Source organism: Pararhodobacter aggregans (assembly GCF_003075525.1).
In the GTDB taxonomy this organism is placed as follows: domain Bacteria; phylum Pseudomonadota; class Alphaproteobacteria; order Rhodobacterales; family Rhodobacteraceae; genus Pararhodobacter; species Pararhodobacter aggregans.
Genome location: NZ_QDDR01000004.1, coordinates 241,355 through 255,586 on the forward strand (window position 1 = coordinate 241,355; position 14,232 = coordinate 255,586).

General features: G+C 65.7%; 15 protein-coding genes. 12 read left to right on the forward strand and 3 right to left on the reverse strand.

Going from position 1 to position 14,232, the window contains the following annotated elements:
- Positions 1–11: 11 nt before the first annotated feature.
- The 3 genes from DDE23_RS10155 (at position 12) to DDE23_RS10165 (ending at position 2,167) form a co-directional block, all read left to right on the forward strand.
- Positions 12–731, forward strand: a complete 720-nt coding sequence (locus DDE23_RS10155; protein WP_170121810.1) for a sulfate/molybdate ABC transporter ATP-binding protein — start codon at positions 12–14, stop codon at positions 729–731.
- A gap of 171 nt (positions 732–902) precedes the next feature.
- Positions 903–1,406 carry an Lrp/AsnC family transcriptional regulator gene (locus tag DDE23_RS10160; protein WP_107751161.1) on the forward strand — a complete coding sequence of 168 codons (504 nt, stop codon included), beginning with the start codon at positions 903–905 and terminating at the stop codon, positions 1,404–1,406.
- 182 nt (positions 1,407–1,588) lie between these two features.
- The gene (locus DDE23_RS10165) at positions 1,589–2,167 is read left to right on the forward strand and encodes an RBBP9/YdeN family alpha/beta hydrolase (RefSeq protein ID WP_107751162.1); all 579 of its coding nucleotides are present in this window, start codon (positions 1,589–1,591) and stop codon (positions 2,165–2,167) included.
- 282 nt (positions 2,168–2,449) lie between these two features.
- Here DDE23_RS10165 and DDE23_RS10170 read toward each other — a convergent pair whose 3' ends face one another.
- The 3 genes from DDE23_RS10170 to DDE23_RS10180 form a co-directional block, all read right to left on the reverse strand.
- Positions 2,450–3,694 (reverse strand): Tm-1-like ATP-binding domain-containing protein, encoded by a 1,245-nt coding sequence (locus DDE23_RS10170; RefSeq protein ID WP_202863242.1) that lies wholly within the window; start codon positions 3,692–3,694, stop codon positions 2,450–2,452.
- 68 nt (positions 3,695–3,762) lie between these two features.
- Positions 3,763–4,944 (reverse strand): cytochrome P450, encoded by a 1,182-nt coding sequence (locus tag DDE23_RS10175; RefSeq protein ID WP_107751163.1) that lies wholly within the window; start codon positions 4,942–4,944, stop codon positions 3,763–3,765.
- 99 nt (positions 4,945–5,043) lie between these two features.
- On the reverse strand, positions 5,044–5,946 hold the full coding sequence (locus DDE23_RS10180; protein WP_192883719.1) for a helix-turn-helix domain-containing protein: 903 nt from the start codon (positions 5,944–5,946) through the stop codon (positions 5,044–5,046).
- Between the two features lie 382 nt (positions 5,947–6,328).
- On the opposite strand from DDE23_RS10180, the gene DDE23_RS10185 reads away from it, so the two are divergent.
- The 9 genes from DDE23_RS10185 (at position 6,329) to DDE23_RS10225 (ending at position 14,166) form a co-directional block, all read left to right on the forward strand.
- Positions 6,329–7,081, forward strand: a complete 753-nt coding sequence (locus DDE23_RS10185) for an IclR family transcriptional regulator (RefSeq protein WP_107751165.1) — start codon at positions 6,329–6,331, stop codon at positions 7,079–7,081.
- 206 nt (positions 7,082–7,287) lie between these two features.
- A complete protein-coding gene (locus DDE23_RS10190; protein WP_107751166.1) occupies positions 7,288–8,307 on the forward strand; it encodes a DODA-type extradiol aromatic ring-opening family dioxygenase in 1,020 nt (339 codons plus the stop codon).
- Entirely contained in the window at positions 8,304–8,963 is a 660-nt protein-coding gene (locus tag DDE23_RS10195; protein ID WP_107751167.1) for an RraA family protein, read from the forward strand. The genes DDE23_RS10190 and DDE23_RS10195 overlap by 4 nt, the downstream gene beginning before the upstream one ends.
- The gene (locus DDE23_RS10200; protein ID WP_107751168.1) at positions 8,960–9,622 is read left to right on the forward strand and encodes an RraA family protein; all 663 of its coding nucleotides are present in this window, start codon (positions 8,960–8,962) and stop codon (positions 9,620–9,622) included. The genes DDE23_RS10195 and DDE23_RS10200 overlap by 4 nt, the downstream gene beginning before the upstream one ends.
- Before the next feature lie 3 nt (positions 9,623–9,625).
- Positions 9,626–10,297: a 4-carboxy-4-hydroxy-2-oxoadipate aldolase/oxaloacetate decarboxylase gene (locus DDE23_RS10205; protein WP_107751169.1), complete on the forward strand. Its 672-nt coding sequence runs from the start codon at positions 9,626–9,628 to the stop codon at positions 10,295–10,297.
- Positions 10,298–10,390: 93 nt separating this feature from the next.
- The gene (locus DDE23_RS10210; protein WP_107751170.1) at positions 10,391–11,647 is read left to right on the forward strand and encodes an amidohydrolase family protein; all 1,257 of its coding nucleotides are present in this window, start codon (positions 10,391–10,393) and stop codon (positions 11,645–11,647) included.
- A gap of 1 nt (position 11,648) precedes the next feature.
- A complete protein-coding gene (locus tag DDE23_RS10215) occupies positions 11,649–11,963 on the forward strand; it encodes a hypothetical protein (RefSeq protein WP_107751171.1) in 315 nt (104 codons plus the stop codon).
- On the forward strand, positions 11,960–12,352 hold the full coding sequence (locus DDE23_RS10220) for a Rieske (2Fe-2S) protein (RefSeq protein WP_107751172.1): 393 nt from the start codon (positions 11,960–11,962) through the stop codon (positions 12,350–12,352). Before DDE23_RS10215 ends, DDE23_RS10220 begins: the two co-directional genes overlap by 4 nt.
- 179 nt (positions 12,353–12,531) lie before the next feature.
- A complete protein-coding gene (locus tag DDE23_RS10225; RefSeq protein ID WP_107751173.1) occupies positions 12,532–14,166 on the forward strand; it encodes an FAD-dependent oxidoreductase in 1,635 nt (544 codons plus the stop codon).
- Positions 14,167–14,232 lie beyond the last annotated feature (66 nt).

The window sequence follows — 14,232 nt, forward strand, 5'->3', positions numbered from 1 at the left end:
TGGAGACCCCCATGAACATCGAGATCGAGGAAATCTGCAAGGATTTCGGAACCACGGCGGCGCTGCAGCCCGTGTCGCTGTCGATCCCTGCGGGCTCGCTCGTGGCCCTGCTGGGTCCGTCCGGGTCGGGCAAGACGACACTTCTGCGCATCCTCGGGGGGCTCGAATTTCCGTCGGCGGGACGCGTGCTGTTCGACGGCGCGGACGCCACCGGGCTGACAGTGCAGGAGCGCCGCGCGGGCTTCGTGTTCCAGTCCTACGCGCTGTTCCGGCATATGAGCGTGTTTGACAACATCGCCTATGGCCTGCGCGCCCGGCCCCGCAAGACGCGGCCCGCCGCTGCTGAAATCGCCCGGCGCGTCACGAGGCTGCTGGACCTGATCAAGCTGCCCGACATCGGCGGGCGCTATCCCAGCCAGTTGTCGGGCGGCCAGCGGCAGCGTGTCGCCCTGGCCCGTGCCCTGGCCATCGAACCGCGGATGCTGCTGCTCGACGAACCCTTCGGGGCGTTGGACGCCAAGGTGCGCAAAGAGTTGCGGCAGGGCCTGCGCGACATCCACGACACCACCGGCCTGACCACGATCTTCGTCACCCACGATCAGGACGAGGCGATGGAACTGGCCGATCTGATCGTGGTGATGTCCATGGGCCGCATCGAGCAGATCGGCAGACCCGCCGAAATCCGCGCCAGGCCCGCCAGCGATTTCGTCCGGCAGTTTCTGGACCTGTGAGCGGCTTTGCGGGGCGGACGATCATGGCACGATCCGGGAATCCGCAGACGACCGCCCGGTGTCGGGGGCCTGTCCCGCCCCTGCCGCCCGGTCGGCCATTTCCGGTTGCCGCGCCGGTGCCCTGACAATCCTCGGCCGCGAACCGGCGCAGCCCCGCTCTGGAGGAGCACGATGACCCTTTCAAACCCTGACCGCACCCGCCCGGTCACTTTCGATCGCATCGACCGCAAGATCCTGTTCGAACTGATGCGCGACGCGACCCTGCCGGTTGCGCAACTGGCCGAAAGGGTCGGCCTGTCGCAGACACCGTGCTGGAAACGGGTGCAGAAGCTGGAGGCGGCAGGCGTCATCACCGGCCGCGTCGCCCTGGTCGACCCCGCCGCCATCGGTCTCGGCCTCACCGTCTTTGTCGAGATCGAAGCCGCCGATCACACGCCGGAATGGCGGTCGGCCTTCGCTGGCGTGGTGGCGGATTATCCCGCCATACAGGAAGTGCACCGGATGGCGGGCGAGGTGGATTATCTGCTCAAGGTCGTGGTCAGCGGCATGGCCGCCTATGATGCCTTCTATCTCGACCTGACCCAGCGCCTGCCCTGCCGGAACGTGACCTCCAAATTCTCCATGGAACGCATGAAGGCCACGACCTCTCTGCCCATCGACACCGAAACCGCGTGACAGCGGGTGATCTGGCCAGAGGAACGGAAGGATCATCGCGCTGCAGGCGGTGACACCGCAACGACGCTGCCCCCCCGGCGGGGCCGCAGGCATCCGGAGACTCAGGTTCTATCTGGCAGGCAGACTTTGGAATTCCAATACACGATAATCTTGCTAGATTATTGTTTGAAAGGAAAGCCGCCATGATCCGCACCCTGCTCATTCCCGGCCTCGACGGCTCGCCCGCCCCGCATTGGCAGCACTGGTGGCAGGCCACGGACCCGACTGCCAAGATCGTTGAACAGATCTCGTGGTCGAGTCCCACGCCCGAGGCCTGGGTGACCGAGATTGCCGGTGCCACGATGATCCACCCCGATACGGTGTTGGTCGGCCATTCGCTGGGCGCCATCGCCATCGTCCGGCTGCTGGCCAGCTGGCCGCAGGTGCGCATCGCCGGTGCCCTGCTTGTCGCCCCCGCCGAGCCGCAGATCAGCCCGCGTACCGCCGCCTTCGGCCGTATCCCCGAACGCCCCCTGCGGGTGCCGGTCGTGGTCGCCGCCAGCACGAACGACCCCTGGATGCCCCAGACCCGCGCCCGGCAACTGGCCCGCGTCTGGCGCGGCGACTTCGTCGATATGGGCGAGGCCGGGCATATCAACGTCGAGGCCGGTTTCGGCCCCTGGCCCGAAGGCAAGGCGCTGCGCCATCTGCTGTGGCACGGGGCACGATCCGCCGGCGTCCAGCCGTTCCACAGCCTGAAACACCGCAGGATTCTCGCATGAAGCGCCTCACCTTACTCAACACGCTCCGCCGCAGCTTTCCGTTGGTGGTGAGCGGCATGCTCTATCTCTGGCTCCTCGCTTTCGTCCTGTTCTCGTAACGCTGCCCGCGCAAGAAAGGGTCACTCCTTGTTCGGCACGCTCCCGGACGGGGGCGAGGAGTGGGATGCAGAGCGCAGCGCGTGAAACCGGCGCTCTGGCCTTCCTGCCTTCCTGTCCGGGCCGGGCGCAGGTGCATGGTCCGGGTTTTTCCGCACACCGCGTCACCCGCTGCCAAGCGGCGGATCAGGCCGTACCGGCCGCTGCCCGAGGGCGTTTCTGCCCGATGACGCTGTGCAGCGCTGACAGGACCTCGGCGGCGAAGGCTGGGTCATTGGCATGGGCTTTGTGCACGTCGACGGGAATCCCGGAAGGAAACGCTTCGCGGCATTGGTCGGCGAAGACCCCGGGAAGATCGGGGCGGTGCAGCGTGCCCTCGGGGCTGTCGTGATGCGACAACCCGTCGAGGGGCACGAGGAAGCGCACGGGCCCCGCGGCGTTCTGCAGGATGGCGCCCATATGCACCGCCAGGCGGTTCAGATCGTCGGCCGTGGTTCGCACGGCGGTCAGGGCGGCGTTGTGGACGTGAAAGGTCCGTCCGCCGAAGGGATCAGCGCCCTTCGCCAGATCGCTGGGCATGATGTAGAAATCGGTGTTGCCCGGCACGAAGACCACCGGAATGCCACGGGTCACCGCCGTTGTCGCCCGCTCAGGCCCGACGGCGCAGATGCCGCCGTGGAGAAAATCGTTGACCTCGACAAGGGACAGGTCCGCCACGGCCGCGACCTCGCGCTCGGCGCAGATGGCCTCCAGGGTGCGCCCGCCATTGCCGGTGGTGTGGAACACCATCACCTCGCAACCATCCGCTTCCATGCCTTCGCGAACGGCGCGGGCCAGCCGTTCAGTGGTCCCCAGGGTCGAGACCAGCACCAGCGGCTTTTCCCTGTGCCGCACCGGCTGGTAGCCTCGGGCCATGCCCGCCAGAGCAAGGGCGCCGTTGCGGTAGACATCGCGCGAGATGCTGTTGAGCCCCGAGATGTCGCAGACCGAATTGAGCATGGCGATGTCGGAGATCCCCACGAAGCCCGCCGTCATCCCCGAGGCCAGGGTTGAAATCATCAGCTTGGGCAACCCGTAGGGAAAGCTCTGCATGATCTGCGTGCCCAGCGTCGTGCCCATCGAGCCGCCGATCGACAGGATCCCCGACAGCGGCACGCGCGCGTGGGTTTCGTGGGCCAGCCGGACCGAGCCTTCGATCATCTTCTCCAGGATCTTGCCCTCGTGCCTGATGGCGCGGATCTGGTCCAGGATCATGCCGAGGGCCGCGGCGACAGCATCCGGCCCGATCTCGGCCCCGCCCAGGTCCTGCCGGACCGAAGGGTCGAGATGGATCACCGCCACACCGGCGGCTTCGAGCGTTTCGCGCAGGAAACGCCCTTCTTGCTGTTTGGTGTCCTGCGTGACGACCAAAAGGACAGTTTTCTTGCTCATGATTTTCTCCCGGTGGAGCGGCAGGGGGTGACGCGGCGGGGGCGCGCTCAGGCGCCCCGCGCGCGGCCTCAGACGAAGCGGGTTTCCAGATAGCCGAGGCTTTGAACGGTGTTGTTGAGATGGCGCCGCGAATCGCCGATCTCGATCCGGTCGAGGTGGATCACCATCGCCGACAGAAGCGCGTTGGCCTCCATCCGGGCCAGCGACTGCCCCGCGCAATTGTGTCGCCCGATGCCGAAAGCCATATGGTCGCCTGCATTGCGCGAGATGTCGAACCGCGCGGGATCGGGGTAACGGCGCGGATCCTGATTGGCCGCGGCATAGAGCACCACGACATCCGAACCCGCGGCGATCGGCACCCCGCCGATTTCGGTATCCCGCGACGCGACGCGCTTGAAGCACAGCGCAGGCGAGGCGAGGCGCAGCACCTCGTTATAGGCGCGCGAAACCATCTGCGGATTGGCCTTCAGCTTGTCCCATTCCCCGGGATGGCTGCCGAAGAGATGCAGCATGAACGAGATCGACGCGACGGTCGTGTCGATCCCGGCCACCAGATAGGCGGCCATCAGCGGCGGACATTGTTCGTGGCCGATGATGCCGCGATCGGCCGCATCGTACAACGCCCAGCCCAGCCCGCCCTCGCGCAGGCGGTTGCGCGGGTCCTCGTGCAGCCAGCCGATATAGGCAAAGCACTCGCCGAAGATCGGCAAGGAGGCCTCGAACCGGGCGTTCCTGGGCCCGATCACGTTGAAATTCGCGTCACCCCAGGCGATGAGCTGATCCACCCCCTCCTCGGGAAGGCCGATCAATTCGCCCACCATCTGCAACGGATAGACCCGGGCGAAATCGGCCACGCCATCGAAACGCCCCTTCCCCTTCAGGCCGAGGACCAGTTCATCGGCCATGGTGGTTGCCCGCTCGCGCAGGGGGGCCAGCCCCCGGACCGACATCTGTTCGGCCAGCGCGGCCCGCAGCGGCCTGTGGTCGTCGCCGTCGCTCTGGATGATCGTGCCGGTGAAGGCCTCGTTCAGGACCTCGTTGAAGCCGACGCCCCTGCCGGAAACGAAGGTGGCGTCGTCGTTGAGCACATCGCGCACCTCCTGATATCCGGCGCAGGCATAGGCATTCAGCCGGTCCATCCAGACCACCGGCCCGGCCTCGCGCAGCTCGGCGTAGGCGGGATAGGGATCTGCCAAAACGGCGTCCGCAAACAGGTCCAGATCGGACCTCGCGATCACTTCCTGGGTCATTCGGTTCTCCTCCCTGAGAACCGTCACGATAGGAGCGAGGGCGACCCCGGTCTTTCACAGCAGCGCAAAGGCCTTGCCCGCCGGGGAAATCCGGGGCGGTCAGTGCCCGCGCCAGGCCCGGGGCGAGGCGCCATAGCGCGCGGCAAAGGCGCGCGAGAAATAGGACGAACTCGAAAAACCGCAGTCGAAGGCGACATCGGTGATCGAGGCATCGGGCCGGGCGCGCAGCATCTCGGCGGCATGGGCCAGCCTGCGGTCCAGAATGTAGCGGCTGGCGGTGGTGCCGACGGCTTCGAAGGCCAATTGCACCGAGCGACGGCTCACCCCCAGCCGCGCCGCAATGACCGTGGAGCTGAGCTGTTCGTCAAAGAGATGCGTGCGCACATCGGCAATCACCGCGCTGCGCAACCGCACCGAGGGCCCGGCCGCGCCATCCTGCGCCGGGCCTGCCACCGCGGTGGTAAGCAGGTCGGTGACCGACCGTTCCACGCTGAGGGCCCAATCGCTGTCACGCGACAGAAGCTCATAGTCGCGGACCAGCGACTGCAGCAGCGTGCACAGGATGCGGCCCTGACGGGGGTTCAGACTGGCCCCGCCCTGCCGGTGCAGGGTGTAGTCGGGTCTGCGCTCCAGCAGGTTGGCGACGGGGACATCGACCACGAAAAGCCGGTAATGGCCGGAAAAGTCCAGCCAGTGGTGGCGGTCCGGGTCGGTCACGGCCATGTCGCCGGGTGCCAGCTCGACCACACGACCAGACTGCGAATGCTGGCAGCGGCCATGCTCCAGGATCGTGGCCAGGGCGTTGGCCGGACGCGCGGCCTGACGGGCATCCTGGCGAGCATAATGCGAGCGGATCCCGGCGATGTGGCGAAAGCCGAGGCTGCCGATCCGGTAGTGGTTCAGATGCGCCACGAATTCCTGCCGCTGGGCGTCGATGCACGAACCCGGGAAGGCCGCATCGACCGAGGCGTTCCAGTCGTCGAGGTCGCGCGAATACCGCACCTGTCGGCTCACGGCTTGCGGCGCAGGCCCCATGTCAGGACAGGTCCCGCTCGGACGCCGGATGGGTCAAGATCCGCTGTTCTTGCCGCGCCACTGTCACCCCCCTTCGCCCTGCCGGCGAGACTAGAGGAGCGCAGCGTCCGGGGTCAAGGAGGTGGCACTGCATCGCCGGAGCCCCCTGGACCCGCGCCGCCCTGCCGGTCAGGTCCCCTCCGCGCATCCCACCCCCCCCCTCTCGAGGACCGCGCGGGCCGGGGGAGCGGATCAGCAACCCCGGACCATGTTGACTTTGCCCGGTGACAGGACAATTTTTCCCACAATATGATAGCAGCAACTGCACGATTGCCGCCACGACCCATTCCACAGGACAGAAAGCAAAACCTTGACCGCACTGTCGACGCAAACAACGCTGATGATCCTCGATCTCTTCCAGGGGCCGCAGGCCGAGCTTTCGACCGAAGACATCGCCTCGGCGTTGGGAAAGCCGGTGTCTACCTGCTACCGCTATCTCAAAGTCATGAGCGACATGGGATATCTGGTCAGCACCTCGGGCTCTGGCTACAGCCTTGGCCCCAAGATCATGCTGCTGGGCTTTCACCTGCGCCAGAATGACCCGGTGATTGCCGTCAGCCGCAGACACGCCGACAGCATGGTCCGGTCGTTTCATGGCACGGCGACGATCAACCGCGTCTTTCGTCAGTCGTTCATCTGCATCTACACAACCCACTCCAAATCGGAAAAGCGCAACAGCTTCGGCCCCGGCGATTCGATGCCGATCCTGTTCGGCGCGAATGCCATGGTCATTCAGGCGTTCCTGTCGCGCCATCTGCAAAAGAAACTCTACGACGAGAACCAGGAAAAATTGGCCAAAGGCGGCCGCGGCGAGACCTTTCAGGAATTTCGCGACAATCTGGCCGCCGTGCGCCAGGCCCGGGTCTGGAAGGTGGATGGCGCGATCCGTGCCGATTCCTCGGGGATCGCGGCTCCGCTGCTGGGGCTGAAGGGTCAGATCCTGGGCACCTTCTCGTTTTCGGTCCCGACCGAGATCCTCACGCCCGAGATGGAAGAGACGTTGAAACTGCGCGTCCATGAGATCGGCATACGCGTCAGCGAGATGCTGGCCCGCCCGACCTGACAGCCCTTCGCAGCCGCCGGATTGCGGGGCGCCGTCGGCAGGCGGGCGCCCCCTCGCGCATGCGGCGTCCTGCCGGAAAGCTCATAAATAAATTACCGATATACGAGAATATTTGACAGGGATAATCCTGCCTGCTATCGACGGCTGACCAGAGCCGGACCTGCCCGATGGGCCGCAGGGCTCTTGCAACGGGAAGGAGAGCGAGCATGGCCGATATCGTCGGGGTCATCACGACAGCGCATGGTCCGCAACTGCACACGACCCCCGATCAATGGCTCTTGCGGCTGGCGTCCGACAAGGCGCGCAAACATCCGTTCAAGGGCGGGCTCTATACCTTTGACGAGCTGGTCGAGCTGCGCCGAGACGAAGGCCTGGCCGAGAAATCCTCGATGGAAGCCATGGTGCGCAACCACCATCTGTGCAACGCGGCGACCGAGCGTCTGGCAGAGGCCTATGACGCGATGAACGCCGATGTCGCGGTGATCTTTGGCAACGACCAGCACGAGATGTACGGCGACGACCTGATGCCGCCCTACATGGTCTATTACGGTGACAGGATCCCGCATTTCCCGGCCACCGAAGAGGGGCGCGCCCTGCTGCCGCCGGGGATCAAGGAGGGCGAGCACGGCCACGCGCCCGACGAATACCGCGAATACGTCTGCCAGTCGGACCTGTCGCGCCACATCATCGCCGAGCTGGTCGAAGCCGAATTCGACATCACCGTCTCGCCAAAGCTGCCCAGTCACAACCCGCGCACCAACGGCGTCAGCCACGCGTTCGGCCATATCTACCGGCAGATCATGCGCGATCGGGTGATCCCCAACGTGCCGATCTACCAGAACACGTTTTTCCCGCCCAACCAGCCCACCGCGCGCCGGTCCTTCAACTTCGGCAAGGCCGTGGGGCGCGCGATCCGCAGCTGGAAAAGCGACGCGCGGGTTGTCGTCTTCGGGTCGGGCGGCATGAGCCATTTCACCATCGACGAGGAATGGGACCACCGTTTCATGCGCGCGATGCGCGAAAAAGACCGGGAATTCCTGCAATCGATCCCTCTGGCCGAGCTGCAATCGGGCACCTCCGAGATGAAGAGCTGGATCTCGGCGGCGGGCGTGATGGATGAGCTGGAAACCGAGATGCACGAGATCGCCTATGTCCCCTGCTACCGCTCGGCAGCGGGGACCGGCACCGCGCAGGGCATGTATTGGTGGGAGGTGAAGAGCGCATGAACTCACCTCTCGACAGACTGGCGCGTCTGGACACCTGTGCGGTGTCGGATGCCAAGGATTCCCTGGGGCTGAGCGCGGCGGTCAGCGGCATGGGCCGGGCCTCGGGTCAGGGTGTGCTGGCCGGGCGGGTCAAGACCGTGCAGCTTGCCGCGGGCAAGCCCGCTCCCGATGCGCCCAAGGTCCATCTGGGCGCCCGCGCCATCGCCGCCGCGACGGCAGAGACGGTGATCGTCGTCGCCCATCCGGGCATTGACGCCGGGGGCTGGGGCGGGGTTCTGTCCACCGGCGCGCAGCTGGCGGGGGTGCGCGGTGTCATCATCGACGGGCCGACGCGCGACGTGGATGAGGCGAAGGGCCTCGGATTTGCGATCTTCTCGCGCACGACCACCGCCCGCACGGCACGCGGTCGGGTGTATGAGGTCTCGACCGGCGAACCCGTCGTGATCGGCGCCGAGCCGGTGGCGGACGGGGATTACGTGATCGCCGACGGCTCGGGCGTGGTGTTCATCCGTCAGGCCGATATCAGCCGCGTTCTGGACGCCGCCGAAAGGATCGCCGCGCGGGAGGCGGCCATGGTCGCGGCCCTGCGCGCGGGCGAGCCGATCACGCAGGTGATGGGCGCAACCTATGAAACCATGCTGGAGGCCAAGCCGTGAGCGATGCCAATGTGACGCGCGCCGCGACGCTGGATTGCGCGACCCTGTCGGATGCGATGGACAAGCTGGGGATCGAGGGCGTCTGCCGGGGCATCAAACCGCGCGACCCGGCGTTTCGCATGGCCGGGCGGGCGTATACGGTGCTCTACGGTCCCGTCGATGCGGCCAATCCCGGCACCGTCGGCGATTATGTCGATGACATGCAGCCGGGCCAGATCGCCGTCCTCGATAACGGCGGGCGCGAGGATTGCACGGTCTGGGGCGATATCCTGACGCAGTTCGCCCATACGCGCGGTCTGGCGGGCACGGTGATCGACGGCCCTTGTCGCGATGTCCATCTGTGCCTTGAACTGGGCTACCCGGTGTTTTCCCGCAGCTATTCGATGAAGACCGGCAAGGACCGCGTGCAGGTGGATGCGGTGCAGGTGCCCGTCACCATCGGCGATGCCCGCGTTTGTCCGGGCGACATTCTGGTGGGCGGCGCGGATGGTGTCGTGGTACTGCCACGGTCGCACGAGGACCGCATCCTCGACGAAGCCGAGCGAATACAGGCGGCCGAGGATGCGATCCGCGCCCTCGTCGCCCAAGGGCAGTCGATCACCCAGGCGCGCCAGCGGATGAACTACCACTCGCTGCAATCGCGCACGGACAAGGGCTGAGTGATGACCCATGCCATCCGCGAGATCGAGCGCGCCGATCCGGCCCAGATTGCCGGGCTTGGCGAATGCGGCGTCGCCACGGTGCACGAGGCGATGGGGCGCCGGGGCCTCATGTCATCGAAGATGCGGCCGATCCAGCCGGATCAGGCCATCGCAGGCAGTGCGATCACCGTCTCCGCCGCGCCAGGCGACAACTGGATGATCCATGTCGCGCTCGAACTGGCGCAGCCGGGCGATGTGCTGGTCGTCGCGCCCTTCTCGCCTTCGGACGCCGGTTACTTCGGCGACCTGCTGGCGGAATCAGCGCAGGCGCGGGGCATCGCCGGGCTGGTCATCGACGCCGGCGTGCGCGATCTGCGCGACCTCAAACAGATGCGGTTCCCGGTCTGGTCGACGGCCATCAGCGCCTGGGGAACGGTCAAGGAAACACCGGGTTGGGTCAATGTACCGGTGCAATGCGCGGGCGCGATTGTCAGGCCGGGCGACGTGGTTGTCGCCGACGACGACGGCGTGGCAATCGTCCCGCGCGACGAGGCGGCCGAGGTGCTTGCCAAGGCACGGGCCCGCATCGCCGATGAAGCAGAGAAGCGCCGCGCATTGCGCGAGGGGGTGCTGAGCATGGACCTCTACAATCTTCGGCCAGGGTTGGTGGCCAAGGGGTTTACCTACCGCTGAGCCTGGCGCAGCCAGGACGATCCATTCGAGGCGTATGTCCCGGGCCATGACAGCAAGAAGACCTGTCGCCCCGGGACCGAGGAAGGGGAGCCAATGAGGCCCACACAATTGGACAAGGCCCGCATCCGCGAGCTGGAAGAGATCGGCACCCGCTCGGATACGCGCGACGTGCTCGCCCGGGCGACGATGCAGGCCAAGCGCGACTACGACGATTACTTCGTCGTCGATATCGACGCCCATGTCTCGGAGGATCACTTCTGGGGCGAGGTGATCGAGCTGATCGACAACGAATATCTGCGCGATCTGGGGCAGAGCCAGCTGCGCAGCTTCGCCGGCAACAACGCGCTGCTCAACATCGTGCCGGGATTGAGCCACCAGAGCGTCGGCGGGCGCATCACCCATCAGGGACGGCGCGAGCCCGACGTCCCGCAGGGCGAGCATCCCTTTGTCGTCGCCGCGCAACGCAGCATGGATGCGATGGGGCTGGATTATCAGATCGTCTTTCCCAGCGCGATGCTGCTCTTGGGCATGCACCCCCAGGACGAGGTCGAAGTCGCCCTCGCCCGGGCGTTCAACCGCTGGACGGTCGAGCGCATTCTGCCGATGGACGAGCGGCTCAAGGCCTTTGTCTATCTGCCCTTCAACACCCCCGAAGCCTGCGAGGCGTTGGTGGCGCAATACGCCGACGCCAAGGATGTGATCGGCTTTACCGTCTGCTCGACCCGCAACAATGCGATCCACGCCGATTGCTACGCCCGGCTCTATGCCATGATCGAGGAAAGCGGCAAGCCGCTGGCCTTTCACTCGGGCTATCACTGGGGCGATCCGTCTTTCGCGCAGCTCAACCGCTTTGCCACGATGCATGCGCTGTCCTTCACGCATTACAACCAGATTCACGTGTCGAACTGGCTCTTCAACGCGATGCCGGAACGCTTCCCCAAGTTGAAAATGCTGTGGGTGGAAAGCGGGCTGGCCTGGATCCCCTTCCTGATGCAGCGACTGGACCACGAGGTGCTGATGCGGCCCAGCGAGGCACCGGGAATGAAGCGGCTGCCCAGCGAATACATGGCCGAGATGTGGTACACCAGCCAGCCGATGGAACGCACCAACATGGAATTGCTGGAAGCGACCATGAAGGTGATGAAGGCGGAGACGCAGCTCTTGTATTCCTCGGACTGGCCGCATTGGGACTGGGATGCGCCCTCGGTCATCACGACGCTGCCGTTCCTGTCGGATCAGGCCAAGCGCAACATTCTGGGCCTGAACGCGGCACGGCTGTTCAATCTGGACATCAAACCCAAGAAACCGCGTGCCGATGCGGTTCTGGCCACGCGACCGGGGAGATCGTGACATGAGCGAGACCATCGAAACCACGCAGGACGATCTGCCGCGGCTGAGGGCGCTGATCGGCGAACTGACGGACGTGACCGACCGGATCTGCGCCACCCGGCAATCGGGGCGGCTGGACGAAGAGGCGTTGTCGGATCTGGTCGCCGCGGCGGCCCGGCTGTTTTCCGACCGGATGGACCGCGATCCGGGCACCACACTTGCGGTGCCGCCGGACCGGCTGAACGCGACGCAGAGCGTGGTCCTCATCAAGGCCTTGATGGAGGTCACCGACATCAACCTCTTTGATCTGGCGATCTGGTATCGGAGGGTGGGATGACCAAGGCCAACACACCGCCACGTCAGGTCTCCATCGGCACCTATGAGGGCCTGCGCACGAAAGAGCGCGTGGTGCTGGATATCGACGGGCAGTCGGTCGGTGTCTACTTCCTCGGCGACGAGATCCGCGCCTGGCACAACACCTGCCCGCATTCGGGCGGCCCTGTCTGCCAGGGAAAGACCGTCGCCCGCACGCTGCAGGCCGTTGACGCGGCCACGGGCAAGAGCCCCGGCCTGACACTGGATCGCAGCAGCCGGATGATCGTCTGCCCCTGGCACGGTTTCGAGTTCGATCTGCTGACCGGAATCCACGCCGTCGATACCAAGACCCGCCTTCGGCCGGTGCCAGTCGCTGTGGTCGATGGCGATGTGGTCCTGACCCTGGGCTGACCCCCTCGCAACGACCGAGCGCCCCCTGATCCGGCGTTGGAACAGGGGTCTTGCGTCGTGGGCGGGTGGTGCGGAACGCCAAAAGGTATGCAAGAAAATTTCTCACTATAAGAAAATTCTTGCAATCAATTCGCCGCTCCTTAACCTGTCAATCATTGGCCCCGGGCCGGAGGAATCACATGAAAGCCGATGTCTTGATCGTCGGGGCCGGCCCTGTCGGACTCAGCCTTGCCCTTGAGCTTGCGTATCAGGGCGTCCGCTCGGTGGTGGTTGAACGGCGGCCCCGGGGCGGCTTTGTGACGGTGCGCTGCAACCACATTGCCTCGCGCTCGATGGAGTTCTTCCGCCGCCATGGCCTGGCCGATACCGTGCGCCAAGCGGGCCTGCCGGAGGATTATCCGCAGGATGTCTCCTACCGCACGACGACCACGGGCCAGGAATTGTCGCGGATCAGGATTGCCGCCCGGGGCGACCGCAAGACCGAGCGCGACACCGGCGTGGATTCCCGATGGGCGACCGCCGAACCCCCGCACCGGATGAACCAGATCTACCTCGAGCCGCTGATGATCGACGCGGCGATGCAGCGCCCCGAGGTCACGCTGCTTTTCGAGCATGAGATGCTCGACTTCAGCCAGGATGACAGCACTGTCAGCGCCCGGATCAAACCCGCGACAGGGGCCGAGTTCACCGTGCAGGCCCAGTATCTGGCCGGATGCGACGGCGGCGGCTCGCAGGTGCGCAAGGCGATCGGCGCGCGGCTCGAAGGCGACGCGGTGCTGCAAAGGGTGCAATCGACCTATCTGCGCGCCCCTGGCCTGATCGAAGCGATGCAGGTTCCGCCCTGCTGGTGCATGTTCTCGCTCAACCCGCGGCGCAGCGGCAATATCTACGCCATCGACGGCAAGGAGCTGTGGCTGGTCCATAACTACCTGCGCGACTCCGAGCCCGATTTCGCCGCGGTCGACCGGGATCACTGCATCCGCGAAATCTTTGGCGTCGGGCCGGAGTTCGCGTATGAGATCCTCAACATCGAAGATTGGTTCGGCCGCCGCCTTGTCACCGACAAGATGCGCGACCGCCGGGTGTTTCTGGCCGGCGATTCCGCCCATCTCTGGGTGCCGTACGCAGGCTATGGCATGAATGCCGGAATCGCCGATGCCTTCGACCTGGGCTGGATTCTGGGCGCAGTCATCCAGGGCTGGGGCGGTCCACGGCTGCTGGATGCCTATGTCGCCGAGCGGGGCGCGATCACCGAACAGGTGAGCCGCTTCGCAATGGACCATTGCATCAAGCTGGCGGCGATGCGCAGTGCCGTGCCCGCTGAACTGGAGGATCCGACGCCCGAGGGCGAGGCCGCGCGCGGGCGCATGGGGCACGAAACCTATGCGCTGAACGTCCAGCAATATTGCGCGGAGGGGCTGAACTACGGGTATTTCTACGATGCCTCGCCGGTGATCCTGCCCGATGGCGCGCAGCCGCCGGTCTATTCGATGGCCGACTACACACCCTCGACGGTACCTGGCTGCCGGGTGCCGCATTTCTTCCTGCCGGACGGGCGCTCGCTCTACGATACCTTCGGCAAGGGCTACACGCTGCTGCGGCAAGACCCGGCGCAGGACGTTTCGGCCTTTACCGCCACCGCCGCCGCCTTCGGGATGCCGCTTGGCGTGGTCGACATCACCCCCGATGCAGCAACGGCTGCGCTCTATGACGCTCCCTTGATCCTGGTGCGCCCCGACCAGCATGTGGCCTGGCGCGGCGATGCCGCGCAGGGGGATGCGGCGTCAATCCTGAACAGGGTCAGGGGCGCATGATGCCGGGCCGCCGTCGGACAAGCACCAATCAGCCAGAGATCAAGGGCCCGCGGGGAGGAAACGCGC

Excerpts from the sequence above, each read along its gene's own strand:
- DDE23_RS10155 (WP_170121810.1), top strand. The coding sequence starts at position 12 with ATGAACATCGAGATCGAGGAAATCTGCAAGGATTTCGGAACCACGGCG.
- DDE23_RS10160 (WP_107751161.1), top strand. The coding sequence starts at position 903 with ATGACCCTTTCAAACCCTGACCGCACCCGCCCGGTCACTTTCGATCGC.
- DDE23_RS10165 (WP_107751162.1), top strand. The coding sequence starts at position 1,589 with ATGATCCGCACCCTGCTCATTCCCGGCCTCGACGGCTCGCCCGCCCCG.
- DDE23_RS10170 (WP_202863242.1), bottom strand. The coding sequence starts at position 3,694 with ATGAGCAAGAAAACTGTCCTTTTGGTCGTCACGCAGGACACCAAACAG.
- DDE23_RS10175 (WP_107751163.1), bottom strand. The coding sequence starts at position 4,944 with ATGACCCAGGAAGTGATCGCGAGGTCCGATCTGGACCTGTTTGCGGAC.
- DDE23_RS10190 (WP_107751166.1), top strand. The coding sequence starts at position 7,288 with ATGGCCGATATCGTCGGGGTCATCACGACAGCGCATGGTCCGCAACTG.
- DDE23_RS10195 (WP_107751167.1), top strand. The coding sequence starts at position 8,304 with ATGAACTCACCTCTCGACAGACTGGCGCGTCTGGACACCTGTGCGGTG.
- DDE23_RS10205 (WP_107751169.1), top strand. The coding sequence starts at position 9,626 with ATGACCCATGCCATCCGCGAGATCGAGCGCGCCGATCCGGCCCAGATT.
- DDE23_RS10210 (WP_107751170.1), top strand. The coding sequence starts at position 10,391 with ATGAGGCCCACACAATTGGACAAGGCCCGCATCCGCGAGCTGGAAGAG.
- DDE23_RS10215 (WP_107751171.1), top strand. The coding sequence starts at position 11,649 with ATGAGCGAGACCATCGAAACCACGCAGGACGATCTGCCGCGGCTGAGG.
- DDE23_RS10220 (WP_107751172.1), top strand. The coding sequence starts at position 11,960 with ATGACCAAGGCCAACACACCGCCACGTCAGGTCTCCATCGGCACCTAT.
- DDE23_RS10225 (WP_107751173.1), top strand. The coding sequence starts at position 12,532 with ATGAAAGCCGATGTCTTGATCGTCGGGGCCGGCCCTGTCGGACTCAGC.